We start from the raw sequence: 26,078 nt of genomic DNA, 5'->3' as shown, positions 1-26,078 counted from the left end.
GCCCCGTATCAAAAGATACGGGGCTTTTTTACAGATGGTGAGTCTATACGATCTTAGAAGTCATACCGCACCCCCACATTCACCCCCCACGGCTGGTCGACGCTCTTGCCCATGCTGCGCTCTACATCGGCGTGGACCTTCCAGTTCTTCGACACGGCCATGGCCAGCCCAGCTGCTATTTCAACCCGAGTACCCGACAAGTCGTTGTTGAAGCTGTTGCCGTTCACCGACACCTTGTTGCTCTGGTTGAACTCATGGGCAACGGCAGTCCGCAAGTACGGCTGCAGCACACTGCCACCGTCCAGTTGGATATCACGCCCGGCGGTCACACCGGCCTTGCCCACCACCGAAGCAGTACGCGCGCCCTTGGCTTGCAGGCCGTTATCCAGCTCGTAGCTCTGGCGCTGGATGATCGCCGTGGCCAACTGGCCGTAAGGTTCCACGAAGAAGCCGTCGTCCAGCTTGATGTGGCGGCCCACCTCTGCCGAAGCAGTCACTGCGTTTTGCGTGTAGTTGCCCTTGGCTTTCCTGCCGTCGCTCATCGCCACGTTGGACTCATTGTGCAAGCGGTTGAACTTGAGCACGCCGTCGAAGTAGAAGCCGCTCTCAGCGTCCAGCCAAGTGGCGTAACCACCGGCGTAGTAGCTGTTGACGGTGGCTTTGCTGCCACGGTTCAGGTCCAGGTCGGAGGTGCTGTGACCGGCCAGGAAGCCTGCCAGCCATTGGCCGTCGCCACCGGACAACGGTACATCGGCACCCAGGGTGAAACCACGCTGTACCTGGTTGTACTGCACACCTTTATCGCGGTTGTTCACTTCAAACTTGTTGCCGTACGTTCGGCTCCACAAGCCGCTGGACTTGCCATCGCTGTGACGCAACTCACCCATACGGGTACGCAGGTTGGTCATTTCACCGTAGAGCACGCTCGGCGCCGCGTTGGCCAGAGCCAGTACAGAGTGGGTGCTCGGGCTGATGACTTTATTGTCCGGGTCCAGGTACCAATCGTGGTCGCGGTTGTCACTGACCAGTCCGTAGGAATAGGTACCGACGTCCACACGACCACCGACCAGGCTGAAGCTCGCACCGCCATCGGCAGTGCGCACGACATGCAAACGATCATCGGACAACGGGTCAGCACCGGTGCTGGCGATCAACAACTGGTGCGCGCCGGAGGAAGTACCGGTGACGTTGAGGAAATCGCCGGTCAACGTCGAGAAATCCGCCTTCATGATGAAGGTACCGCCGGTGCCATTCAGGTTCGTCACGTTCAGTTGGTAAAACGCATCCGAATCGCCGAACTTGACGTTACCGCCATTCATCGACAGTTCCTTGAGCTCATCCTGACCATCCACCAACACCCAGGTGGCGTCACTGTTGACCGACAGCTTGTCGACGTTTTCCAGGCGACCGGTCAGGATCGCACCGTTGTTCAGGCCCACGTTGGCAGTGCCGCCGTTGTTGATGATGTCGCCTTTCATGGCGGCGAAATCCAGGTTCAGGTCCAGGGCACTGCCGCTGCCTACCTGGATATTGCCGGCCAGGTTGCTGTTGTTGACCGACATGTTGGCCGAGCCACCATTGGTCAGTTCCAACATATTACCGTTGCCGCCCACAAGGGTTGAGCCATTGGTGACATTGATTTGGGCAGTGATGGGCACCCCCACCACAATCGCCGCACCGGTTTCTCCCACAACCTCGGTTTGATCGAGGTTCAGCGCAGCTGGGTCACGGAACCCATCGCGAGCGACAAAAATGCCGTTGGTGCCGCCCTTTATGGAGCTTGCGTGAGTCGTCAGTTGACCACCGTACGCCAGAAGGCCGAAGTTCCCACCCTCCACTTGAGTACCATTGAGCGTCAAGTCGCTGAGCGCACTCAACGTGACGCCTTGGGTCGCACCTTTGATAGTGCTGTCATTAACCACAACAACCGAGCCTTTGCTATCACTGAACCCAACGACCAGGCCCACCGCTCCCGAGCTGGAAATATCAGCGTTGTTGATGGTCGCCCGAGTGTTATAGAGCGCCAAACCATTTTGAGTGCTGGCCACAACATGGCCGCCGTTCATCGTGAATTCAGCATCACGGGCCTCGGCATAGACCATCGTCGCCCCGTTAGCAGTCAAATGGGCACCGGGTTTGATAACGTAAAAATCATTGGCCGTAGTCGAATCGATTGTTTCGTTGCCGTAGACATCACGGGCAATGGCATCGGTTGCTGCCAGCGAGATTGGCAACAGAGCAAGCACCTTGATAGTGGCGGCTAAACGGGAATAGCGAAAGCGTTTGGTAATCACGGAATGTCCTCTCGTCAAATAGACTGAAAAAGCCAGGCGATTTACAAAACGTATCGACTCAGGCTTTCAGAGGCGCAAAGACTACCGACGACCGAGGGAGGATCATGTAGGCTAAATCCACACCCCTGTAGGACTTTCCTTATAAAAGATGCTGTCTCCACTCCATTACGCAGCGCTGATGGACTTGGCGAAACACAGCGAGTCCCGTTATAGGCAGAATATTAAAAAGCCGCCCATGCTTCAGAAACATGGGCGGCTGCGCACGGAACCTTGATTACTTGCGTTTTTTCTTGGCTTTACCCGCTCCTTTCTCCAGATCGTCTTTCCAGAGAACCGGCCCACAGAGTGTTGAGTCGCCTTGATACCTCGTCAACAAACAATGAGACACGTCGGACTCACCTTTGGTAATACCGTCAGGTTTGAAGAGCTCGTAATAGACCTCGATGCTGCCCTTCCTCACAGGCTGGATATAGGTGGGAAAGGGCACGCGTAACGTCTCGCCAGGATGCCCAGGATTACTATGATCCGCTGTAACATCAATATCAAAATCGCCGGCTGTTTCCGGAAGGGGCGTCGTAGAGAAGTAGTCATCCGGCCCATAAGCAAGCCAATAAATCGTTATCTTATCACCAGCCTTAATATTAACTGGATCCTTGAGATCAAGCAGAATACCGGTTTGAGGTTTTTGCAGACAACTGATCGAACGATAAGGGCCTAAAGCCACAGACTCTGTAAAGTTTATAACGCTCAAATCTTCAATAGAAAACAGCGCAACTGTTACGGTGGTTGCGGGCGAGCGAATAATCGTATCATTCGAGCCATTATTCAACTCATAAAACACCGTCTTGTCGCCATTTTTACCAGCATCAATGAACGACCACAAAAGTGTAAGTTCAAAGCTACCCCGATCAATATCTTCTTGCACAACCGTATAAGCTGGCATCAGCACGGGAACCCCGTCATAATACACTTGAACCCGATGACCGAGCGCAACGTTACTGTAAGTATCAAATGTAAGCGTCGCATCTTCGCCCACGTTGTCAGGATCGATAATTTCATCAATCTCACCTTGAGAGGACTCAAGTTGTAGAGGATCCAGGTTATCATTGACCGGTCCTGGACCGCCGGGATCACCGCCAGCAGAGGTAAGATCAACCTCAACACTGACGGTATTTGAGTACGGCGTAGGAATATTATCGCGCACTATCCTATACCTGACATCGGCAGTATAAGGTACAGTATCACCACCAAAAAACAGCACTTCCCATGGAATCCTAACAACCTTATTAAATACGGTATCCATCAACTTATGGGTAATTAGCCGGCCATTGAACAGTGTCTGAATCTCATCATCAACCTGTGCATTGTCGTAACTACGAATCGTGATAGTCGCATTATCCTCCTGCGCATGCTTCCTGGTCAGTGGGTCTGCCGAAACAATAGGATCCTGCAATGCTCCAGGTGCTGGCACGAGCGACACTCGTACGGGTAGCAAGGTAGCCTTAGGTGAGGTAAAACCCGCACGATTCCCATACGCATAGGTAAAATAATAATTCCCACCACCTCTCACTTCAAGCTCAGCCGTTGTAATAAACATACTCACAGGCCCACCGATCGAAATCGGCGCTGACTTAAATGGATCCGCGTCAAAGTAGTCCAGAAAAAAATCACAGAAGTCGCCGATATTACGATCAATCGGGGGCGTGAACACCATGCTGACCATATTCCCATTAGCACCCAAGCCTTCCCTGGAGATCGTATTATTGTTTGAAGTTACCCAGGTTGGAAGCATGAGTTGGGCCGGAGCAACGTTGGCATTCGGATCTGTGCGAACCACGGTAAATTGCAAGCTTTTCGCGGAACTGTCCATACCAGCAGTCGCGTAAGTCACTTCATATCTAACCGTCTTGACACCTGCTGCACCGAGTTCATTTTCAGGGATAACGATTTCATAGGGCCAGGTGTATCTCGATTCAATCGGGCCTTCGAGCAGAATAGGATCACGCGGCACGTTATTGATATAGACAACCAACCTGTCAAAAGTCGTCGGAATTTCAGCGGCATTGTCCCATAGCGGCACCTCTAACTTTGCGCCCTCAGCATAAAGCGTCTCACGAGACAGCAAGTTAACTTGCCCCCCCGCGACAGGCGGCATTGCATTTGTAATTGCCGCCGGCATAAGAATAGGCGCCCTGCGAGGCGAATAGGTCTTTGCCCTGCGCGAAGCAAAAACACTTTTTGCCTTGAGCTTTTTCGGTTGGGCATCCGTTTTTTCTTCATTGCCAGTTTTTTTCTTTTTAGCGTTTTTTTTCGATGAAGTCAGCATGGCTGTTCACTCTCTACGCAAATAGGGTTAACTGAATTCGACCATTAAACAATGCCGGTCAGTCCATCCACCCTGGGCCTTTAAACCCAAAGAGAACAGTGTAATTAAACACCCGAAAACACCTATGCACAGCCTGTCAACCTTGACAGGTAGCAAAAACACCAAAGTGTGCTTACCCCTAAAACAAGTACCTTCCATAGCCGAAAACACTTAAAAAAATAACCAACATATAAAAACAATATAAAACCTCACTCACCTGCTCTTGCCTTCCCAGCCACCTGCAAACGTAAAATCACTACTTGTCGAAAAAAAATGCCAGTCACTCATACTGACTGGCATTAAACAATCGACCCACTAAAGCCCAATAAGCCCTCTCTATTCCCCCATGGGCACAAGGCATGTCCCCCCGGTCGGCCGGTAAAGATCAATACGCGTCCACTCAGTATCAGATTCCCCCTGTGCGCCAGTCGTTTTGCGTAATTCATAGTAGAAAACTGCAGAGGCTCCCTTTGGGCTGACAAGACCTGGCCTTGTAATCAAAGGGTTGAACGGACCGACAGTAAATTCCACACCTGTGTGCTGATGACCATCGATCAGTTCTATATCAAAGTATTTTACTGTCTCGGGGAAAGCTGTCCCGGCCCCCGTTAAGGTGGGATAGGCTGCCCAGTGCAGCCTCAGCGTGTCCCCAACATCAAAGTGGTCCTCATCCCAATCAACGCCCACAAGCACTGCGTCGGCTGGTGCCGGATCACTCGCGCAACTAATGAATCCTGGCTGTGGATTGGTATTAAGTACTTTGGGGTTTTTCAAACCGATAATTTTCACAATGGAAACACGGACTGGCGTTGCCAGGCTGCGTTGCTGATTTATGCCATTATCCGCCCAGTAATACACTGGCAGGGCTAAGTTGGACCCCGCTGCCAGGATCGTATTCCACTTCACGTGGAAAATGTGGTCTTGCCCTGGCTCACCGACTTGTACCACGTGATCATCGGCAAACGCAGCGTCTCCTCCCCAGAACAGGCTCAGACGTTCACCGGGCTCAAAGTCGGCAGAGAGCCGCACTCTCACAGGAACCGGGCCAGGGGCATCATCCAGCGTCACAATATTGTTACCCCCCCCCCCAGCACAGTGACACTCTCAAGTGCAGGATTGATCGGGTTAGGGGCAGGGTCTGGCCCGGCCACCGTCAAGTCAGCTTCAAAGAAATTGTCCGGCGAGGGTTTGCTCGAAGAACAACGGGTAAATACGTAGCGTACCCGCACAGGGTGGCGCGCCTGAAAGCCACCCGATGAAACAATGTCCCAAGGGACTGAAGTTGTAAGGGGCCAGACTTGGCCCGCGCCAATGGTGATGGGTGGTAAAGACAATGTGTTCCAGAAAATTCGAAGCCTGTCGTCAGGTTGCGCATCAATGATTCGGGGTATGCTGATGATCGTGGGTGCCCATGCATCGTTCAATAGAATCACACCATCAACATCCGCCAGTGGCACATCTGGGCGAGGCAGGTTCGGGAGGGGGGTCAAGTCGACTGCGACCGTCTCAACCTCAGAAAACTCTCCCACATTGCCAGCACGGTCCGTGCGTTGATGCGAAACATAGACCGGGTTTGCTCCAAGATTCTGCACAAGGTCTTTATCAAAGGTAAAAAGCAGCGGGGCACCCGCAACGTGGGCATCGTTGACCGTCAGTTTCCCGGCCGGGGTGAGATTAGGTAGATGCCCCCAGAAAAACCTGTAGACCTCATCGATACGTAGATCAGCGGGGCGTACCACTTCCACCGGGACCCCATTATGCAGATCGAGGTAATCCTGGGTCAGCCCGCCTGAGAGCACATCCGCATCAACAAGCAACTTGGATTCAGGGTTACCGGAATTTGGGCGGGTTTTATCAACGTTTACAAATGAGCCGAACGAGTTAATAGGCGCGATGAGTTGGCTCGACACGCGATAGTGCACGCGATGCACCCCACCGCTTGTTGTCAGGAAGCTCGGCAGTGACCAAGTATGGGGGAAATACGTATCGGGGTCGTAAGGGCTGTTAATAGTAACGCTGAGAACTGCTGTTGGCCCGTTGTCCCAGAGAAACTCGACCAGCGTCACTTGCCCAGGAAAATTGGCCTCGTTGAAGGGCCACACACTAGGGATCGTTACTCGCAACGGCGCTTCGTGAAACTCCAGCGGCAAGGTGTGCGACGTCTCGTCCGGGTTCAGAGTCAAAGTATCAGCGAACTCAGGCATCACCAGAACGCGAGGCGCATTTTGCAGCGCACTCGGCGAGTACCATTTCAAGGCTCGCGGCTCAGAGCATTCCGCAGGAGTCTCGGGCAATTGGCTATCAGACATATCCACTCTCCTTGAGCAAAAATGAGCGGCACCGACTACCCCGAAAGGAAGCACCTAGCGGGCAGGCCATACCTTCATTAAATGCTCAACAGTGAATGATGGATACTGTAGAACTTGACAGGTACCTCGTCGCCCCTCAGCTCACGTTCACTTGGAAGGCACTACCCAATCAATTGCCGTTTCGCCATTCTGCTCAAGAAACTTGTTGGTACGGCTGAAATGCCCGCAACCCAAAAACCCGCGATACGCCGACAACGGCGACGGGTGCACCGAGGTCAGCACCAGGTGCTTGGTGGCGTCGATCAGCTTCTGCTTGCCCTGGGCATGGGCACCCCACAGCAGGAACACCAGGTGCGGCTGATGCTCGCTGACCACTTCAATGATCCGATCGGTAAAGAACTGCCAGCCCTTGCCCGCATGGGCGTTGGCATTGGCGCGCTCGACGGTCATGGTGGTGTTGAGCATCAGCACGCCCTGGTCGGCCCAGCTTTGCAGGCAGCCGTGGTTGGGGATATCGATGTTGAGGTCGCGCTTGAGCTCTTTATAGATATTGAGCAGCGATGGCGGCGTCGGGATGCCCGGTTGCACCGAGAAGCACAAGCCGTGGGCCTGGCCAGGGCCGTGGTACGGGTCCTGGCCGAGGATCACCACCTTGACCTTGTCCAGCGGCGTGGAGTTGAGCGCGTTGAAAATCAGCGGGCCGGGCGGGTAGATCTCTTTGCCGGCGGCATGTTCCTGGCGCAGGAACTCGCGCAACTGGGCCATGTACGGCAGCTCGAACTGATCCCGCAGGGCGTGTTTCCAGCTGGGTTCGAGTTTGATACGGTCGTCTTCGGTCATGGTTGAAGGGTCTTGTCAAAAAGAATGAGGCGAACCCTAGGAAAGCCGACCCCGCTTGTCAATTGATCTGACACACCACCCGCACTTTCCTGCGAAGCGATCATACTCATCCTTCACCTTCTCGATTGAGGTCAAGATGAACCTGCACTTCGAAGAGCTGACCGGCAGCGACGGTGCCCGCATCGGCATCGCCAGCCTCGACGCTGAAAAGTCCCTCAATGCCCTTTCCCACCCGATGATCCTCGCGTTGAGCGAACGCCTGGACACCTGGGCCAAAGACCCGAACATCGTCTGTGTGCTGCTGCGCGGCAACGGCCCCAAGGCGTTTTGCGCCGGTGGCGAAGTGCGCAGCCTGGCGCAGGCTTGCCGCGAGCAGCCAGGCGTGGTGCCGGCGCTGGCGGCACAGTTTTTTGCGGCGGAATATCGCCTGGATTATCGCCTGCACACCTACCCGAAACCGGTGATTTGCTGGGGCCACGGCTACGTGCTGGGCGGCGGCATGGGCCTGTTGCAAAGTGCGGCGGTGCGTATTGTCACGCCGAGCAGCCGGTTGGCCATGCCGGAGATCAGTATCGGCCTGTACCCGGACGTCGGCGCCAGTGGGTTCCTATCGCGCCTGCCGGGCAAGCTCGGGTTGTTCCTCGGCCTGACCGGTGCGCATATCAACGGGCGTGACGCGTTGGACCTGGGCCTGGCCGACCGCTTCCTGCGGGACGACCAGCAGGACGAACTGCTTGATGGCCTGTTGCAGCTGAACTGGCAGGAACAGACCTCGATGCAGCTCAACAGCCTGCTCAAGGCGCTGGCCCAGGAAGCCGCCGGTCAGCAACCCGAAGCACAGTGGTTACCGCGCCGGACGCAGATCGACGAATGGCTGGATGTAGGCGATGTGCGGTGTGCCTGGCGCGCCTTGAGCCTGCTGAGTGAGCATGCCGACCCCCTGTTCAGCCGTGCCGGCAAGACGCTGAGCGAAGGCTGCCCACTGACCGCCCATCTGGTGTGGGAACAGATCCAGCGCGCCCGGCACCTGTCCCTGGCCGAGGTGTTCCAGATGGAATACACCCTGAGCCTCAATTGCTGCCGTCATCCTGAATTCAGCGAAGGGGTGCGTGCGCGGTTGATCGACAAGGACCAGGCGCCCCATTGGCATTGGCCGGATATCAACGCCATTCCTGAGGCGGTGGTGCAGGCTCACTTCGACAAGGCGTGGGAAGGTCGCCACCCGCTGGCGGACCTGTCCGATTACTGACGGCTGCGCCCATAAAAAAAGCGGCGCTTCATGCGCCGCTTGCCGTACAGGCCCGTCAACGGTGACCGCCGCGGCCACCTCCATGGTCGGAACCGCGACCGTGCCCACCCCCATTACCCCAATGCCCTCCGCCCCAGCCCTGGTTCGGGTACGCCCGATAACCGGCACGCGGCCCGTAGTAGCGTGGCGCCGGCTGGTAATAACGCGGGGCCGAGTAGTAACGCGGTTGTGGTGCGTAGTAGCGCGGCGCGGGGTAGTAGTCACGGCGGTATGGATACACCGAGCCGCCCCCGTAGTAATACACCGGCGCCGGTGAGGTGTAGACCTCGGATCGATAGTAGCTCTGGCCTCCATCGTAGTAGGGCACACAAGCGGAAAGGGTCAGACCGAGTAAAGCGCTGAGCAGCAGTCGTCGATACATGGCGGCCTCCTGGACCGCGGAAGAGCGCCTCCAGCGACGCTGGAGGGCGGCATTCAACTTTCATTGAATGACGAAATATCTGACATCAAAAAGCGAATCTGGTGCGTTTTCGTAATAGGTTGATACATCTGCGCAAGCTTTATCGATTCAGTAAATTTATCTGGCTCGCAACTTTGTCAATTGCGATGATGTCACAATGACATCGCCAAGAGCCAGGGAGGCTCTAGCGTGCACCCTTCGCTACCCTGCCTGGACCTGACTCATGAAAATATCAACCAAACTGCTGCTCTCATTCCTCCTGTGCGCGCTGGTCACCCTGGGGGTCGGCCTGCTGGGCATCAAAGGCGTGGTTCGCCTGTCCACGGCGTTGGAATCGACGTTCTCCAACAACCTGGTCTCGGTGAGCACCACAGCCGCCACCCTCAACGGTCTGGTGGCCCATAACCGCGGCCTGTACCGCTTGCTGGACGCCAGCAACGGTGACGTTTCCGCCCAGGATCGCGACCGTGTGCGCCAGGATATCGCCCAGGAACTCAAGCGCAGCCAGACCGCGTACGCCACCTACCGCGCAACGCCGCTGGAAGACGACGAACGGGCAGCCGGCGACAAACTCGACCAACTCTGGCCCACCTACATCAGCAGCTCTGACCGCATCATGGCGCTGCTCGACGGTGGCCAGCTCGATCAGGCCCGCACCCAGCTCAATACCACCAACAATGAACTCTTCCGCCAGGCGCGCGAGCTGATCCGCGTGATGGTCGAATCCAACAACCGCCAGATCAAGGAAGGCGCCGCCGCCGCCGATGAACTGCGCAGCAGCGCATTGACCTGGATGATCAGCGGCATTGTGCTGGCCTTCGTCATCGCCCTGACCATTGGCGTGTTGATCACCCGCCTGATTACCCGTCCCATCGCCCAGGCCGTGGCCAGCGCACAACGTATCGCCCAGGGTGACCTGACCCAAGCCATCATCACCGAACGCACCGACGAGGCCGGGCAACTGCTGATGGCGCTCTCGGATATGCAAGGCGGCTTGAAAAGCACTTTAGTGGAAATCGCCAACGCGTCTGACCAGCTTGCGTCGGCCGCCGAAGAACTGAGTGCGGTCACCGATGAAAGCAGCCGTGGCCTGACCCGCCAGAACGATGAAATCCAACAAGCGGCCACCGCCGTCAACCAGATGACCGCCGCCGTGGACGAAGTGGCCAGCAACGCCGTCTCGACCTCTGAAGCCTCGCGCCAGGCCACCACCGAAGCCGAAGAGGGTCGCCAGCAAGTGGAACAGGCGGTGTCCGGCATGAGCTCGATGGTGGTTGAGATCAACGACTCCACGCAGTCGGTGGCAGACCTTGCCGGGCAGGTGCGGGAGATCGGCAAGGTGATCGATGTGATCCGTGGCATCGCCGACCAGACCAACCTGCTGGCGCTTAACGCGGCCATTGAAGCGGCGCGTGCGGGTGAACAAGGTCGCGGTTTTGCGGTGGTTGCCGATGAAGTCCGCGCCCTGGCCCATCGCACCCAGACGTCCACGGTCGATATCGAAAAGATGATTGGTGAAGTGCAGACCGGCGCCGATGATGCCGTCGCGGCGATGAACAAGAGCCTGACCTGGGCCAACAACACCCAGACCCTGGCACAGAACGCCGGCGAAGCCCTGCAACGGATCACCACCAGCGTGGCGAAGATCAATGAACGCAACCTGGTGATCGCCTCGGCCTCGGAAGAACAGGCCCAGGTGGCTAGAGAAGTGGACCGCAACCTGCTGAATATCCAGGACCTGTCTACCCAGACGGCGGCCGGCGCCCATCAGACCAACGCCTCCAGCCAGGACCTGTCGCGCCTGGCCACTTCGTTCAACGTGCTGGTCAGCAAGTTCCAGCTCTAAGTAGCCTGGGCGGGGATGGCCCTGTATCGTACAGGGCCTACCGGGATTATCCGCAACTTTGCCCGAACCTGCCCATGACCACACCCACCCTTTGTCCCGCCTGCGGTGCACGCAACGACTGCAGCCTGGCTGACCCGCGTACGGTCGACCAGGCCTGCTGGTGCTACAGCGTCACCATCGACCCGGCCGTGCTCCAGGCCCTGCCCGATGAACTGCGCAACCAGGCCTGCCTGTGCCCGCGTTGTGCCCAGGTCGAAAAGCAGTTGCGTAGGGTTGAGCCGACGTAATGCGGGTGGATCGTTTCCTCAGTAACCTGCCGCGTTTCAATCGCAAGCAAGTGCGCCTGCTGTTGGTTGAGCGGCGTGTGGCGGTGGATGGCGTGGCCGTCAGCGATCCCCATCATGAGGTGCGGGAATTCAGCCGCGTGTGTGTTGACGATGAAGTGCTGCAAGCAGGCAAACCGGCGCGTTACTTCATGCTGCACAAGCCCCGGGGGTGCGTGAGCGCCACCTCTGATCCGCAACATCCGACGGTTCTGGATTTACTCGATGAGCCGGACAAAGGCGAATTGCACATTGCCGGCCGTCTGGACTTCAACACCACCGGCCTGATGCTGATCACCAACGACGGCCAATGGTCGCGGCGCCTGACGCAACCACAGACCAAGTTGCCCAAGGTCTACCTCGTTGAGACCGAACAGGCTATCGGCCCTGAGTACGCAACCACCTTTGCCGAAGGTATTTACTTCGCCTTCGAAGACCTGACCACCCAACCCGCCGAGCTGGAATTGCTCGGGCCGAGAAGCGCATGCTTGAGCATCATCGAAGGGCGTTATCACCAGGTGAAACGCATGTTCGGGCATTTTGATAACAAGGTGATCGGCCTGCACCGCGAGCGCATGGGTTCCCTGGTGCTGGATGCGGCCCTTGCGCCGGGCGAGTATCGGGCGCTGACTCACGACGAAATCCGACAGGTCTGACGACCGTTCAGCCGGTGATAGCAAAAAACCGCCAGGTCACCTTGCGAGGTACCGCCTCGACTGCTTGAATCAGGATCACCAGTTCAATTATGACTGGCGAGTCGCCTATAACCTCCAAGAAACACCTTGCCCCGCCCGCGCTTGATCTACGGGCCGTCCAGGCAAACAGCCCGCCACAACAACAGCCGTCGGCCAGCCGTCATCGGATCGACATGGGCCCTCCTTTTCCAGGCGTATGCCTACCTGTCACAAAGCTCGTGCAGAGTGATCTGCGCGCCCTACCCGCTTGCCAGGAGTCTTACGACATGAGGCCAGAAATCGCTGTGTTGGATATACAGGGTCAGTATCGGGTTTACACGGAGTTCTATCGCGCGGACGTTGCTGCAAAGACCATCATCCTGGTCAACGGCTCCATGGCCACCACGGCATCCTTCGCCCAAACCGTGAAAAGCCTGTACCCGCAGTTCAATGTGGTTTTGTACGACCAGCCCTACGCCGGTCGCTCCAAAATCCATAACCGCCATGAGCAGATGCTGACGAAGGAAGTCGAAGGCCAGATCCTGCTGGAACTCATCGACCATTTTGCCGCTGAACATGTACTGTCGTTTTCCTGGGGCGGTGCCGCCACCCTGGTCGCCCTCGCCCACCGGCCACGTCGCGTGGAAAAAGCCGTAATCAGTTCGTTCTCCCCAGTGATCAACGCGCCCATGCGCGACTACCTGGAGCGCGGCGTCGACTACCTCGGCAACCTCGACCGCGACCGCGTCGGCCACCTGGTCAACAGCACCATCGGCAAACACCTGCCGTCGCTGTTCAAGCGCTTCAACTACAAGCACGTGAGCAGCCTGGCCGAGCACGAGTATGGGCAGATGCACTTTCACATCAGCCATGTGCTCAACAGTGATCGCCTGTGCTACCTCAAGGCCGCCAAGCAGATCGACATTCCAGTGCTGTTTTTGAACGGAGAATGGGACGAGTACACCAGCGCCCAGGATGCCAAGCTGTTTGGCCAGCATGTGGCGAAGAGCAGCTTCAGCACGATCCAGGCCACGGGGCATTTCCTGGACATGGAGCACAAGGCAGCCTGCCGGGACAGCCGGGACGCAGTGGTGGGCTTCTTGAAACCGGAGCGCCAGGTCAGCCGATTGCGCTATCAAACCGGCCCGGCACACCATGCCTTCGCACTCTGAAACACGACCCCTTGTAGGAGCGGGCTTGCCCGCGAAGAACGTCAACGTAACGCTAGCGTCCTGACTGACCGTGGCGCTCTTGAGTCCTTCGCGAGCAAGCCCGCTCCTGCAATGGGTTCGCTTGTCGATGTGTGGGACATCTGTAACCCACACATTTTTTTGAAGAAAAACTTCAAATCCCGGCGAACTTCTGGTACAAAGTCAGCCGCTCTGAGCGGGTATAGTTTAATGGTAGAACAGTAGCTTCCCAAGCTTCCGACGAGGGTTCTTATAGGACACCCCGTTTTGTGAGCAAAGAAATATGTGTAATGCGGGTATAGTTTAGTGGCAAAACGAAAGCTTCCCAAGCTTTAGTTGAGGGTTCGATTCCCTCTACCCGCTCCATAAAATTGACTCCTTCCCCAGTAAAAACGGGCTCCCCGCCCACCCCTTCTCTGATCAGCACTCTCGCTCATCTTGACTCGCTCCCCAATCAAGCAGCTCTTTCCCCATGTAAATCAGCGACCACCTGCGCTCGCATCAGATTGTGAATAAAGAAAACCGAGCATCGAAGCCAAACGGTCATCAACTGTCAGACGCAGTCAATAGGTCTCAGGCACGCAGGAAGGTAGGTAAGCACTCAGCCGCAAATCACAGAGAACGTCTGCTGCGACAAACCTAGCCAGTCTCTGATGCTGCATTGGAAGCTCCTAGCCGAACTCAGCATTCGCACTGCAGCATGTGCGAAGGGTGCCTTGCTGGTCGCGCGGAGGAATCGGACAAGAGACTTGAAGAATGGCGCGGGACTTATCGCGGAGCAACCTGAGGTCATAGGTATCCGCCCTGAACGCTACGGACAAGGGAAAACCACCCAGCATATTCCTGAAAAACATCACTGGATGACTTTTAATTCCTAAATGGAATTACACAACGCAAATTCTAGACGTGTAGAATCCGGCACGATTTTATACATCATTTGGTAAAGAGTGTCAATACATGATTAAAGTTTTAACCAAGAATTGTCAGTCTTCTCTATCCCTAAAGACAGATGCTCGACTGCCAGCTTGGGGCTCCCAGGCGAGAAGGAAATGCCTGTGAAGCATGTTTATCTCATTCAGATGGATACACCTCGCCTCTTCGAGACCGCCACAGGGCGTCCGATTGACGCCTTCAACAGGTATGCGGGATACAAGACGAAAGAGGTGGGCCATGCGTTTGGTGAGTCAGTGCCCGACCAGTATTGCCGCTCGGTAGCGCATTTCTTCGACTACTGCTACGAAACAGGTCTGATGGGAGGTACACCCATGCCGCCCGAGGTTGCCCAAAAGACCATCAACCTGTACTGGGAGTTTTTGACCAAAGCGATTAACAGCACTGACTTCATCGTACGCCGAGCAGCTAAAGCCCTGGGAAAGACGCCAGTAAAATCTGGGAGTGCCCAGACATATTTGGCCGGGGTCAATGACTTCCTTCGCACGAGCCAAATGAAGCTCAATGACTTGGCATCCCTCATGCGGATCCTGACCAAGAGTGACGCATTTGCCAATGTAATGTCCCTGCCCCAAACGAAGGACAGACGGCGTACCAAAGCCGAAATGGACAACATTCACAACAATACGTTGACGTTCGGAAACACCCCCAAGGATGCCCACGCTTACGCCCCAGGTGGCATTCCTGGCGGTAAGGTCAAATGCTCTCAGGTAAGTCGAAGCTTTCCCACTGAACATGTTCTGACACTACTCAATGACATTGAAGATCCTGAAAGCCGATGCGCCGCCGTCATGATTGCCGGAGGCGGATTGCGCCACTCCGAAGTTTGGGGGATCCGAAGGTCAGACATCGATATTGATGCGAGGACAATCAAAATTGAAGACCCCAACTACCATCGCAACCCTGCGGCGGAGAAAGCAGCGCGAAAGCTGCCATTCAAAGGCAGGACACTTGCGTCCATTGTCATGTTCGAGCCTTTCAAAAACATGTTTTTTGAAGCCCTGGCTGACTATCTTGATGTCCGGCCAACAACTGACAGTGACTATTTATTCGTTTCGAGCGAAAAGCATACATACGGTGAGCCCCTGCTTTTCTTGAGGAATATGAATTCGCTCAACAGAAGCCTGAATAGGGCCTTGAGGAAGGCGCAGGTGGATCTCGGCACTATGTCTCCTGCGACTGGGGCGCCCTATACCTCTCACAGCCTGAGACATTTTTACGGGGTATGGGCAAGAAACTTCGTTTACATCCCCGGTCGTAATCAGATGGGTCTTACATTACCCGAGATAAAGCTTTTGATGGGCCACAAGGACATCAGATCAACGGAAAAGTACGCTCGACTCAGCGAAGAGACTGTGATTGCCGAAATCGAGTCAGCAGAACGCATGAAAGCTCTCTGGGGTAGAAACCCTAACATTGATCAGATCAGATCCGCTGTATATGCAGAGCTTGCCTATGACCTTTCGGAGCGAATTGCCGCATGATTAACACCTCCGAAAAAGTAAACCTAACACCGAATGTAAACATCCAGAAAGAAGTGCGAGAGGCCTTCGAAACACTTTGCAAACAAATGCGAACGGAGTTTGGCCATAAAGTTGACCAAGCCTTGGCCAGCTCTAGCCGCCAGGATCGGAGTAGGTTTTCGCTTTTCATCCTTAAAAGTTTAACTGGATTCAAAAAAATTAACAGAACTCACCTTGACCTAATGTATGACCTGACACTACTCAAACCAGAAGACAATGCCAGTGCGAGTTCGCTTTATGAGAAGATAACCGGATGCCTACCGGTCTTCTTAGAAGACGCTATGGGATTACGGGTATCGTTTAGGGCAATGTTTATCATCTTGTGGTCGAAAGGCCTAGCGACCTTGCCTCACACATTTGAGCTCCAAGGTGTCTGGTCGAAATTCCCTCTGCTTGAATCATTGAGCAAAGGTTTTATCTATGAGCTTTCAAAAGGCTTTCCAGAGACCACCAGAGCTTCAAGAGTTTTCCAATACAGAACTCGCTGGCTAAAGGCTGAAGACGTAAGCCTTGAAGAACTTTGGGAAGCGGCACCAAGTGTTTGCGACAATAGGGTGCACGACCCGAAGGTTTTCCGCTATCTACCATGGATCCAAACTTTTGCAGCCAGGCACCCTAATATCATATCTCCTGGAGATGCCTATCATTTAGAGAAGTACCACCAGTACCTACAGGCAAAATCAACTTCGTCGTCGACAGCCCACGACTTTAAGATGACAATTGAGGAGTTCAAGGACTATTTCGCAGTTCCCTTCGAGAATGCCTTGGAGATGACTCCAAAGCAGCGCGAGCGTGCCAGACGACACTACAAGTCTAATTGGTCGAGAGAAAAGACTGCGCTCAAAAAGCGGGCTAGGGATAACGAGATTGCTAAACAGCTCGCCAATAAGTCAGAGCTAAGCATCGGACAACGCTCAATACTCGCACCCAAACCTGAACGCGACACAAAAAATTTTTCTTGGCTGAAGAACAACTTTTATCCTGGCAGCGAGCACATAAACATCGACAACCTCTCGAGGTTTTGGCTAGCAGCGGCAAACTATTACCTTGCATATCTTGAGCGACAAAGTCACTCGACCCGCTACCGCTCCAAAAAAATACAGGCAATCAATTTTCTTTTAGATTATGTATTCTGTTACCTGCCAATGTGGTTTGAAGACAATCCTCGTTCGATTGTTCGCTTCCCCGAAAGACCATCCGATTTTGAAAGAGTGATTTTCTGGAATAACACGATTTCCAAAGAGGATCTGGAAGCCAATCTTTTTGGGGTAGGAAAAACGCTCGACGGGATCACCCTCCCTGATACACTAAGCCAGCATTATGATGCCGCATATTCCGCCAAAACAAAGGCAGCATTCGTAGCCAATATTCACGAGTTTTTCGAAGTAATTATTGTTGACAAGGCAGTCATAAAGACCGGAGCAGAGTTTGCCGTTGAGGCAGGATTTGACAATCCAGTTAGCTTGAAGGTTGATCGCTCTGGAAGCGGCGCACGCGGAAGTACGGACAAGGTGGTTCTTCCTCTTGACTCAACCGTAATCGCTAAAGCATACGTCCAAGCCGTTGATAAAATCGGTCTATCTCTTCAACAGCAGATCCTCACGGGCAGACTCAGAGGCGACCAACTGGATGAAGTCCGACGAGCAGAGTGGATCGACCTACATGAACTTGGTTTGAGTCACGACATCCAGATTAGCAATCCTGACGACGAAGATGACGCGCTAGTTATTTCACTCACGCGTATCATTAACGTCTACTCCTGGTATCCTGGCTTGTATGGAGCCGCTACTACCGAGGTATATATGCCTTGGATCAGCGTTCCGAGGATGCTCTCCGTTGCCCTGCATGGTGGTTTGCGCCTTCAAAACTGCCAGTGGCTCGATATCAATACCTTTGACAACCTACTTGGCAAGCCTGAGCATCGAATACTCAACTCCTGTATTCTTTATGTAAATACAGATAAAGATGGCCAAGATCGTCCAGTAGTAATTCCTGATGACGTCATGAACTCCTTAATCGCCGAACGACATTTTCAGCGCGAGGTGTTCCAACGCCCCCTCCCTCCGACATACTATGAAAATGACCCTACAGACCCTAAAGAGTACGGAGAAATCTACTCCCTATTCCGCAGCCCTTGGAATAGTCCTGGGCTTCCCTTTTCTGATTCCAATTACTCCGAAAAGTGGGCGCTATTACTTTACGGTGTGCAGGATGTTTATAACACTCTAGTTCCCTCAGAGCGCCACCACCAATTCGTCACGTATAACAAACATGGGCAAATTAGGTCTGTCCATACTCCGCACTCACTTAGAGCTACCTGGCTCACACACGCCCGGATTTATGGCCACCTTGACATTCGAGTTGCTCAGCAGCAAGTCGCCCATAAAAACGCTCACACCACAGATTACTACACCGTCCCGAATATCTCCGAGTCGATTAAGGCGATATCAGAATCTAATAAACTGATAATGCGTAGTGCTTGGGCGCAAATGACTCCTGCCGCAAGCAACGCCTATATGACGCCCAATGCAATTAGTGTCGGCTGGCGTACAAACCGAACCAAACTATCCCAAGATCAAAACTTCATTAGCGTAAGCTCAGCAGTTATCGAGCATGAAAAGACCGGCATGCAGATTATCGCTACCGACAAAGATCCGGATGTAGGCTTTTACACGAACTGTATTTGCCTTAAAAACGGTAATTGTCCTAAAAGCCTCATCGCCTTCACTGGCCGATCAAGAGTATGTGGATTGTGCCCAATTGCAGTGTTCGGTATCGATCACCTGCCGGCGATAAACTGTTTGATCAGAAAACTGACCGGCGAATCGGAAAGCCTTGTGGGCAAATTAAAAACCCTTAAGGCGAGCAAAGCCAACAGACATGAAATCGAGGCTATCCATCACGAACTGACCGTGGCGAAGCTTGAATTGGCGAGTTACCATTTGGTGAAGCAGGCTTTAAAAGATCGCCTCGACAAGGACGCTTCTGAACCACAATTGATTACCAGAATGCGCGACCTTAAAGACTTCCAGTCTCATGAGATTGATATGAATAATCCTGCACAACGAGTGATAGCTCAGCTGCTTGACAGTCAGGACTACCCTCAATTCGCCTCACATAACTATCCATACATGATTGAAAAAATCGCAAAGAATCCCGACTTACTTAAGATGGCCATTGCTCAAGGCCCTGACCGAGACAAGTATGTTGGGCAAGTCCTTTCGATCATGAGAACTATGAACCTGTCCGTGGCTGACATTGCTGAACGCATCGACTCTAACTCTCTCTCAATCGGTAGCCAGCTTCAATGAAGCGGAAACCAAACTGCGCCGCCTACCAGGCAAACCAGCTTGCCAACACCCTCCGAAGTATCGAGAGCTGTTTAATACTTCTTAAGAAGGGGAAGCCGTTCCCCTCGATTAACCGGCTCACGCTAGAGGTTGGCAGGCAGTTGGACATTGATCCGTCTATCTTTCGAAAGCCTACAAGCGAACATCGAAAGCTACTAAACAAATACATTAAGGATTTAGTTTCAAGAGCCACAAAGGAAACCGACGAGCCTTCAGTCGATGCGCTTAAGATTCGGAATATTGAGCTCACCCGAAAGGTATCCATTTTAGAAAAAGAGCTGAAAAGCCCGCACAACAAACTAGCATTGGTGGCACCCACAATCGCAAAGTCCGACCCACGGTTATTCGACCTAGATAGCCTTTGCATGCTTATTGATGACATCTTGAAATGCCAGAGAAACCTACAATTCAAAGGTGGCGCTCTATATAACTTAGAGACATTTTCGGAGGAGCATGAGCTAGTATCACCCAACAATAATTGCAAAGTCTACCTTGAGTGGAAAAATGGACGTTAACACGCTTATCGAAACCATATTGAAAATGCCAGTTGGCAACACAAAGGCTATAAAGCTCCAGAAGGCCGTAGTTGATATATTACTCAGCGGCCAGAGCCTGACGCTGCATCATGGCGAAGTCAATCTTTCGTCCCTAGCCGTGCTGGTGGGTTGTACGCGCCAATGTTTTTATCCAGGTCGAGGACATGATGATATGCGAGCGATTGTTAGTCTTCTAAACACTCATGCTTCGGTGTTGGCAAATTGCGTGTCATCCTCCACACCGTCAAAACTTGGAAAACTCAACGTTTCGCTCCACAAGGTTTTATCCGATAATGAAAAACTCAAGAGGGAACTACTGAAAAGCCAAGCGCGCTGGAAGGATCTTTACAACCAGCGATTGATAGTGGACTAACTAATGGCGACGTATTTGATCGTTAAAGTGATACACCGCCTTGACGGCACTTTAGTCGTCAAAGGTGTATTACCTTGGAATCAACGGCGCGTGGTTCTCAGGGTTGAACGCGCACCAACGACTGCAATCCTACTAGGCAAAACATACAGCGTGCGCCGTTCTCAAGGAAGGATAGATTTTACGCTTACGTCGACCTCCGCCGCTCATTGGCACCTGCTGGTCAAGCACCACTTCTACTTGCCAGAACTGTACTTACCAAGGCGCGAGCAAGTTAGGCTCTTAGCTTTGAGTACCCAGGGTATCTCAGCCGCATTATTGGCGTTGGAACAGCAGGATCACAGAGCTCTGTGCATGTACTTCTCTGAGCCGTATGCAAGTCAGCTGGCCCATCATTTTCATCGTCAATCTTGCCTCGTCGATGCAGCCACCTTCATGCTTGAATCCGGCTTTTGTCACTATCAAGCGCTTAATATATGCCACCTCCATGGCCCCGAAGGCACTCGTGCACTATTTGAGACACCCACCAAAGCGTTTCCATTCCTGGGTATTAGACATGTGCAGGACAACTCCTCGACTGCCAGCCAGCTCGCGAGCACTCCCAGTTATCAGCTAATCGCCAAGATGCTCACCGACGCCAAGCGGGGGGCAACGGTTTTGAATGCCTTAGATCTCCCGGCGTCTCTCAGGTCGGCGCTACCTGATTGCCTGGACAAGCATCTGGTTGTTGGACACCATGATAATTTTCAACTCATGGGCCATCACCTGATCCAGAGTTCAATACGCTCGCAACTCCAGAAGCTAACTCATGCCTTTTTTCCTACGTACTCCGACCGCGAGATCGAGTATGCCTACGTCCGGTATTCCAGTTTATACGGAGCCCTCAATAACTCTGACCACGGCCAGCTTGTTGGCGACGCAATTAATTCGCGGTTTTCCATATTTACTTACTCAGGTAACGAATCGGCTGCGTCGTTTTGTGACGAGTTTTCTTCCATTCTGCAAATTCTAGGAGGCTCTGAACCGGGTATTGTTCATCAGGGTCTAGCTGGGCGGTATGGCTCCGAAGCCCATCTGGTACATTGGGAATCTATACCTGCGGGACGAGGCGAGTACCGAACCTTTATTGTCTGGGACTTTCAATGGTACAGCGCGGTTGAAGTATCCCTGCTTCTAGGCCACTTCACCCACCGTGACCGGGTCGTCTTTCTTTGCAACCAAAAAACTGCAGTCGACGGCAGCTTGAATAGCCGCATCGTCAATCAGCTCCAAGACTACTTCCCCAATCATCACATTGACCCGCCTCCTGGCGCTATCTCGAGCCCACCTTCAGATCATTCGTTTCTGGATCGAGCGGTCGCTGGACTGAAGGCTGATCCCACCCTTGTCGCCATATGCGACAGCTACCAGCTGTGTGAGGTGATCAACGAGTTAGTGCGCAAGCGTGGTGAGCCTGCGGCCTTGGAAACGCAATGGGACACCTACTCGAAGGGAGATCGACTGCTCCTTAAACAGACGCTCCCCAAACGGGTTACTTATGCCAGGTTGGTCTCGACCGATGACCGTGGCTTGCGTGTCGAGACTCAGGGGATGCACTGGAGGATCGACACGGAGACGGTGAGGGAATCTGTATGCGCCCTTGGAGCAGCCATGACTATCGATGATGCGCTGCACGCTGGGGTAAGGCGCGCTATGGTGGTTGCCGGCATGGCCAGAATGACGGGACTTGCTCAGGCTGTCGAAGAGTACGGTGTAGACTTGGTGGGGGCCTTCGCTCATAACTTTCCAGAAGCCGGCGCTTTAGTACCGGGCGTCTCAATGCAACGCATCACGCCAACTGTTGAGTAGGATGCGGCCCAACCTTGGGAGACTACCAAAGTAGCGCTCCCAGGGCTTTTCAAAGCGACAATTCGGCAAGCTTGAGCGACTATCTTAACCCTGCGCACGGTTGTTTCTAAAAGTTCAGCAAAGCTACCAAATCTTGGCATATCCCTCGCACCGATTGCCGAGCACGCATCGTAGGAGCAATAAATTCAGTGAAAGAATTCACCAACCTGGTATCAAATATTGCCGTATTTCACGATGAGGAAAGACATTTCCTGGAGGCCTTGACACGTTGGAATTATTTTCCAAATCAAAAAGACTCCGCAACCGAATTACCCCCATGCTTTTCAACAAGTAGATTCACTCCAGAAATTGCTGAAGAGCTAGCAGCCATTAATTTGAGCCGAGAGAGAAAAACCTACTGGTTCGACCTTGTGGAATACAAGGCCACACGATTTAACAATGTTCCACGGGTGCTCAGCCTTATACATCCCCTCGCCTACGCAAGGATATATTCGAACCTGAAGAAAAACAGACTAGAAATATTCGAATCGATGAAAGATGAAAACAGCGTCATCACTGCCGAACAGCATAATGATGGCCGCATGTTTATCATGAATTATGAAGACCATGAAACAAAAACAAAAAACACTTTGGAAATTAGTTTTGGTGCGAGTTTTCGAGCTCATGCTGACGTAGCCAACTGCTTTGGCTCTATCTACACACATTCTCTAGAATGGGCCATTCAAGGTTATGAAAAGGCCAAAGAGCGTCTACAAGAACGTGGAGGAGAAAAGCACTGGAGCTCGACCCTCGACATATCGCTGCGCAACGCAAAACGCAACGAGACTTCCGGCCTACCTGTTGGCCCTAGCTCCTCAAGCATAGCGGTGGAAATAGTTCTGGCTGCGGTTGATAGAGAGCTCGCGGGAAAGTTTCGCTTTGTACGTTACATTGATGATTATACGGCCTATTGCGAAACACATATTCAGGCTCAGGAATTCATTCGTGCCCTGAGCATCGCCCTGTCTCGATACCGTTTAACGCTCAATCTCAGCAAAACAAAAATAACCGAGCTACCGGAACCGCTAGTGGACTCCTGGGTTACCAAATTAGCTAATGCCACCCCGTGGAGAACCGATTCCAACGGAGTCTTGACCCTCTTCACTCATGAGGCCATAAATTTTCTTGACTATGCCGTACATTTAAACCGGGCAGTGCCTGATGGTAGTGTATTGAAGCTAGCTGCAGGACTAATTTGCCATAGAGCTCAGGGTGATACAGCCGCCACAGTATTTCAATACATTCTTAGCCTAAGCTGGCACTACCCAATACTCCTGCCACTTCTTGAAAAGATCGACGCCACTTCGGACTACTATGACAAAGAGGCCGTCACTGCAAAGCTCAATGGAATCCTCGAAACCAATGCGTTACATCGCCGTTCGGACGGCATGTGCTGGGCGCTATATTATTTGAAGCAGCTAAGCTCACGCCCAACTGCTGAAAACATCGACTTGGTTATTCAGACGAGTGATGCAACAGCGATTGCTCTGCTCAGTATTTTCGAATCCGCTACAGATGCTGTAGTTGCGCATGCTCGCCAGGTGATTGAAAACTGCACCCTGTACGAACTTGATCAAAATTGGATTCTGCTTTATCAGCTTTTCCTCCATGAAAAGATAGAGAATCCCTACATGGATGATCCTACATTCGAAATCCTTAAAAAGCATGACGTCCAGTTCCTCAACCCACCTAAGAAAGCTTCCAAGGCTGAAGACTACTGCTTTTATTACTCGAACCCATTTAGAGAAGAAAATGAATTACCGGTAGGGTTCCAGGATTACCTAGACGGGAAGTATTGACCGTTGGCTTTTTTCACAACCAAGGCACGCTAGCCGTGCCCCCTCTGGCGTCAGGCTTTGGCCCGAAGAGGCCTTAACCCTCAGGGCTCCTGCCAATGTGAGAAGCGCCCTCCCCTGTCGCTTCTCGCCCGACGTTGCAGAGCTGTTCGAGAACTCATCCAATATGGCTAATATTCAAGCTGTCACTCCTCCTCCTGATGACTCAGAAAATCAAAGGTGGTAAGCGAGTCGCAGTTTAGGCAGTGGTACATACTCGACGCGTCTTGAAAGTGCATGCCGCAGAAGCTTCCGCAGAAAGGGCAGCACTCGTTCCATTCCAGGTTGCCCCAACTCCAGACGCCGAGATACTCGGGCACGCCATCCCGATCATTACCGATGACTTCGAAAGAATCGTCGGTCGTACCGACAAAACCATCGATGCCGAAATGCTCGAGGATCGGCAAGATGTCCGAAGGATCCAGATCGAACCATTCGCCCGTACGACGAAGGTGAGAGAAGTTCTGATGGATCTCCTTCTCCAGTCGCACGTCATCATCTGTACGAATCCACCCCAGAAGTAAAAGCTTCCTCGGATTCCCGGTTTGAAGGCCTTTTCTGCGGCGCTCGATGTCCTTGGCCCGACCTATCTTGACCTTCTCATTACTGTCTTCAATGAAAAAGTAGATCATTTCCACTCCTTTCTTGCGCCTGCGATTCCCTGTCTTTCAGCATCGGCAAAGAGATCTTCTGCCCTGGTGATGTATTAGTGCATGCAGGGGTCATCGTCATTATTGGCCGCGTTATTCGCTCAGTTTAATGTCCCCAAATAGGGCCATTAAGCCCAAAAATCATGGTTAATGTGCCGTATTGGGGACATTAACATTGGTCATCACCCGGGACATATCTGCAGCACTAGGCGTCCAGACGGCAGTTAATTTTCTGAGTCGCTAGTGGTCTGAGTGGGTAGTTCGTTAACTTAAAACCTCCGTAAACACTGGCCAGGGCAATTTAAATAGATAAATAAACTAACCGCTCAGGACACTAGGCTCATGGCGAGCCCAGCGCAACGCAGCTATCGACATGAATTGCCTAATCGCCAGCGCTCCCCGTTCATTTCTGGCTTTCGAGCCAGGCAAGGTCAATGCTACCTCTACCTTGGCACGACTCGCTTCGTACATTGCAAATGCGTTGAACTCAGAATCAAGCAGCACCAAGAGCACAGTATCGAAGGGTTGTCGTAGATCAATTGCGCCCATACGGCCCGTAATCTTTTGCGGGTTCAGGATACAGCGCCCCTTGATCTGGATTCTCGCGACGCCATCTTCCAGCGTCTCTGTTGCGTCGTAACCTGCCTGCCTTGCAGGATGTAGTAACAGGCCGAGTCGAGTAGCAGCTTCGTACTCTGCCACCTCGCCGGTCACGCCCAGCGGCTTGCCGGTCAGGCGATAGAATCTACGCGCGAGCACCTTGGCTTCTTTCAGAATCTCTAGAATTTCATCCTGAATCACCGCAGCCTGCTGGGGTTCGTTGCTATGACTGAGTTCAGTCATCTGCAAAAGCCTCGAGCGCACCGAGCAGCTTGGCTAGCTCAGTCAGGTTGCCTGCCGTGACGATGTCGTATTCCCCTCGACTGCTCAGCCGATATACCTCTCGAGCCTTTTTGACCCGTTCCAGTAGAGGAACAACAATGCCTGACGCCCTTTCAAGAAATTCGTTAATGTCTGCCCGTGTTTGAGGGATCTTGTAGCCTTTGGCCGCGCTTGTGATGATCACGTTCGAATCGCGAAGCTTGGCGATGCCGCTGGAGCGGATTCTCTGGTCGTTGATATCTCCGAAACTGCTATCTTTTAGGTGGGCGACTATTTCTGCGGTTGGCACGTAGTCTTTAGTGACGAATTCACTTTGGAATCTTAAGAACCGCAAGATGCTTAGCTGCAGTCGCTCATCTTCATCGGGGTGCTTACCAACGCGTTCGCTAAAACGGTCGGCCTGGCGGAGAGCTTCTTGGTGTACCTGGTAGTCTGCATACCCACATTCATCCGCCGGCGGAGGCAGAAGAGACTGGTACTTGGATGGCCACTCAAGCATTCCAAGAGTCAGGCTGCGGAGGATTTTTTTGTAGGCAAGAACAGC

At 53.2% G+C, this 26,078-nt stretch carries 19 protein-coding genes and 1 tRNA gene; 11 read left to right on the top strand and 9 right to left on the bottom strand.

From position 1 onward, the window contains the following. Positions 1 to 53 precede the first annotated feature (53 nt). The 5 genes from ACZ445_RS07275 to ung form a co-directional block, all read right to left on the bottom strand. On the bottom strand, positions 54 to 2,294 hold the full coding sequence (locus tag ACZ445_RS07275; protein ID WP_310862704.1) for an autotransporter outer membrane beta-barrel domain-containing protein: 2,241 nt from the start codon (positions 2,292 to 2,294) through the stop codon (positions 54 to 56). A gap of 274 nt (positions 2,295 to 2,568) precedes the next feature. Next, on the bottom strand, positions 2,569 to 4,620 hold the full coding sequence (locus ACZ445_RS07270) for a hypothetical protein (RefSeq protein WP_464708156.1): 2,052 nt from the start codon (positions 4,618 to 4,620) through the stop codon (positions 2,569 to 2,571). A 375-nt stretch (positions 4,621 to 4,995) separates the two neighbouring features. After that, positions 4,996 to 5,727, bottom strand: coding sequence for a hypothetical protein (locus ACZ445_RS07265; protein ID WP_464704922.1), 732 nt, complete (start codon positions 5,725 to 5,727; stop codon positions 4,996 to 4,998). Beyond that, the gene (locus ACZ445_RS07260; RefSeq protein ID WP_464708155.1) at positions 5,724 to 6,968 is read right to left on the bottom strand and encodes a hypothetical protein; all 1,245 of its coding nucleotides are present in this window, start codon (positions 6,966 to 6,968) and stop codon (positions 5,724 to 5,726) included. The genes ACZ445_RS07265 and ACZ445_RS07260 overlap by 4 nt, the downstream gene beginning before the upstream one ends. Positions 6,969 to 7,115: 147 nt before the next feature. Next, positions 7,116 to 7,808, bottom strand: a complete 693-nt coding sequence (ung, locus tag ACZ445_RS07255; protein WP_179028870.1) for a uracil-DNA glycosylase — start codon at positions 7,806 to 7,808, stop codon at positions 7,116 to 7,118. A gap of 136 nt (positions 7,809 to 7,944) precedes the next feature. On the opposite strand from ung, the gene ACZ445_RS07250 reads away from it, so the two are divergent. Then, on the top strand, positions 7,945 to 9,057 hold the full coding sequence (locus tag ACZ445_RS07250) for an enoyl-CoA hydratase/isomerase family protein (protein WP_464708154.1): 1,113 nt from the start codon (positions 7,945 to 7,947) through the stop codon (positions 9,055 to 9,057). Between the two features lie 55 nt (positions 9,058 to 9,112). Here ACZ445_RS07250 and ACZ445_RS07245 read toward each other — a convergent pair whose 3' ends face one another. Next, on the bottom strand, positions 9,113 to 9,478 hold the full coding sequence (locus ACZ445_RS07245) for a hypothetical protein (protein WP_464708153.1): 366 nt from the start codon (positions 9,476 to 9,478) through the stop codon (positions 9,113 to 9,115). 262 nt (positions 9,479 to 9,740) lie between these two features. On the opposite strand from ACZ445_RS07245, the gene ACZ445_RS07240 reads away from it, so the two are divergent. From ACZ445_RS07240 to drt4, 10 genes are all read left to right on the top strand, one after another. Next, the gene (locus ACZ445_RS07240) at positions 9,741 to 11,363 is read left to right on the top strand and encodes a methyl-accepting chemotaxis protein (RefSeq protein WP_058425161.1); all 1,623 of its coding nucleotides are present in this window, start codon (positions 9,741 to 9,743) and stop codon (positions 11,361 to 11,363) included. A 74-nt stretch (positions 11,364 to 11,437) separates the two neighbouring features. After that, the gene (locus ACZ445_RS07235) at positions 11,438 to 11,650 is read left to right on the top strand and encodes a cysteine-rich CWC family protein (protein WP_058425162.1); all 213 of its coding nucleotides are present in this window, start codon (positions 11,438 to 11,440) and stop codon (positions 11,648 to 11,650) included. Beyond that, positions 11,650 to 12,342, top strand: a complete 693-nt coding sequence (locus ACZ445_RS07230) for a pseudouridine synthase (protein WP_464708152.1) — start codon at positions 11,650 to 11,652, stop codon at positions 12,340 to 12,342. The genes ACZ445_RS07235 and ACZ445_RS07230 overlap by 1 nt, the downstream gene beginning before the upstream one ends. Before the next feature lie 305 nt (positions 12,343 to 12,647). After that, positions 12,648 to 13,532 carry an alpha/beta fold hydrolase gene (locus tag ACZ445_RS07225; RefSeq protein WP_248486792.1) on the top strand — a complete coding sequence of 295 codons (885 nt, stop codon included), beginning with the start codon at positions 12,648 to 12,650 and terminating at the stop codon, positions 13,530 to 13,532. A 310-nt stretch (positions 13,533 to 13,842) separates the two neighbouring features. Continuing rightward, a tRNA-Gly gene (locus tag ACZ445_RS07220) sits at positions 13,843 to 13,916 on the top strand. A 689-nt stretch (positions 13,917 to 14,605) separates the two neighbouring features. Next, positions 14,606 to 15,985, top strand: a complete 1,380-nt coding sequence (locus ACZ445_RS07215; RefSeq protein WP_179291839.1) for a tyrosine-type recombinase/integrase — start codon at positions 14,606 to 14,608, stop codon at positions 15,983 to 15,985. After that, positions 15,982 to 19,335, top strand: coding sequence for a hypothetical protein (locus ACZ445_RS07210; RefSeq protein ID WP_464708150.1), 3,354 nt, complete (start codon positions 15,982 to 15,984; stop codon positions 19,333 to 19,335). Before ACZ445_RS07215 ends, ACZ445_RS07210 begins: the two co-directional genes overlap by 4 nt. Positions 19,336 to 19,878: 543 nt before the next feature. Next, entirely contained in the window at positions 19,879 to 20,283 is a 405-nt protein-coding gene (locus ACZ445_RS07205; protein WP_289328690.1) for a hypothetical protein, read from the top strand. A 3-nt stretch (positions 20,284 to 20,286) separates the two neighbouring features. Next, positions 20,287 to 22,128, top strand: coding sequence for a hypothetical protein (locus tag ACZ445_RS07200; protein WP_464708149.1), 1,842 nt, complete (start codon positions 20,287 to 20,289; stop codon positions 22,126 to 22,128). 188 nt (positions 22,129 to 22,316) lie between these two features. Then, positions 22,317 to 23,966, top strand: a complete 1,650-nt coding sequence (drt4, locus tag ACZ445_RS07195) for an antiviral reverse transcriptase Drt4 (protein WP_464708147.1) — start codon at positions 22,317 to 22,319, stop codon at positions 23,964 to 23,966. Between the two features lie 182 nt (positions 23,967 to 24,148). Here the strand turns inward: drt4 and ACZ445_RS07190 are convergent, their stop codons facing one another. From ACZ445_RS07190 to ACZ445_RS07180, 3 genes are all read right to left on the bottom strand, one after another. Then, the gene (locus ACZ445_RS07190; RefSeq protein WP_464708146.1) at positions 24,149 to 24,634 is read right to left on the bottom strand and encodes a GIY-YIG nuclease family protein; all 486 of its coding nucleotides are present in this window, start codon (positions 24,632 to 24,634) and stop codon (positions 24,149 to 24,151) included. Positions 24,635 to 24,970: 336 nt separating this feature from the next. Further along, a complete protein-coding gene (locus ACZ445_RS07185; RefSeq protein WP_464708145.1) occupies positions 24,971 to 25,495 on the bottom strand; it encodes a hypothetical protein in 525 nt (174 codons plus the stop codon). After that, the gene (locus ACZ445_RS07180) at positions 25,488 to 26,033 is read right to left on the bottom strand and encodes an MCP four helix bundle domain-containing protein (protein ID WP_464708144.1); all 546 of its coding nucleotides are present in this window, start codon (positions 26,031 to 26,033) and stop codon (positions 25,488 to 25,490) included. Before ACZ445_RS07180 ends, ACZ445_RS07185 begins: the two co-directional genes overlap by 8 nt. Positions 26,034 to 26,078: the final 45 nt, after the last annotated feature.

It is taken from the genome of Pseudomonas allii, assembly GCF_055380095.1.
Note: the sequence above shows the minus strand (reverse complement) of the source record. Positions and strands in the feature narration are given on the sequence as shown.

Excerpts from the sequence above, each read along its gene's own strand:
- ACZ445_RS07270 (WP_464708156.1), bottom strand. The coding sequence starts at position 4,620 with ATGCTGACTTCATCGAAAAAAAACGCTAAAAAGAAAAAAACTGGCAAT.
- ACZ445_RS07260 (WP_464708155.1), bottom strand. The coding sequence starts at position 6,968 with ATGTCTGATAGCCAATTGCCCGAGACTCCTGCGGAATGCTCTGAGCCG.
- ung (WP_179028870.1), bottom strand. The coding sequence starts at position 7,808 with ATGACCGAAGACGACCGTATCAAACTCGAACCCAGCTGGAAACACGCC.
- ACZ445_RS07250 (WP_464708154.1), top strand. The coding sequence starts at position 7,945 with ATGAACCTGCACTTCGAAGAGCTGACCGGCAGCGACGGTGCCCGCATC.
- ACZ445_RS07245 (WP_464708153.1), bottom strand. The coding sequence starts at position 9,478 with ATGTATCGACGACTGCTGCTCAGCGCTTTACTCGGTCTGACCCTTTCC.
- ACZ445_RS07240 (WP_058425161.1), top strand. The coding sequence starts at position 9,741 with ATGAAAATATCAACCAAACTGCTGCTCTCATTCCTCCTGTGCGCGCTG.
- ACZ445_RS07235 (WP_058425162.1), top strand. The coding sequence starts at position 11,438 with ATGACCACACCCACCCTTTGTCCCGCCTGCGGTGCACGCAACGACTGC.
- ACZ445_RS07230 (WP_464708152.1), top strand. The coding sequence starts at position 11,650 with ATGCGGGTGGATCGTTTCCTCAGTAACCTGCCGCGTTTCAATCGCAAG.
- ACZ445_RS07225 (WP_248486792.1), top strand. The coding sequence starts at position 12,648 with ATGAGGCCAGAAATCGCTGTGTTGGATATACAGGGTCAGTATCGGGTT.
- ACZ445_RS07210 (WP_464708150.1), top strand. The coding sequence starts at position 15,982 with ATGATTAACACCTCCGAAAAAGTAAACCTAACACCGAATGTAAACATC.
- ACZ445_RS07205 (WP_289328690.1), top strand. The coding sequence starts at position 19,879 with ATGGACGTTAACACGCTTATCGAAACCATATTGAAAATGCCAGTTGGC.
- ACZ445_RS07200 (WP_464708149.1), top strand. The coding sequence starts at position 20,287 with ATGGCGACGTATTTGATCGTTAAAGTGATACACCGCCTTGACGGCACT.
- ACZ445_RS07190 (WP_464708146.1), bottom strand. The coding sequence starts at position 24,634 with ATGATCTACTTTTTCATTGAAGACAGTAATGAGAAGGTCAAGATAGGT.
- ACZ445_RS07185 (WP_464708145.1), bottom strand. The coding sequence starts at position 25,495 with ATGACTGAACTCAGTCATAGCAACGAACCCCAGCAGGCTGCGGTGATT.
- ACZ445_RS07180 (WP_464708144.1), bottom strand. The coding sequence starts at position 26,033 with ATGCTTGAGTGGCCATCCAAGTACCAGTCTCTTCTGCCTCCGCCGGCG.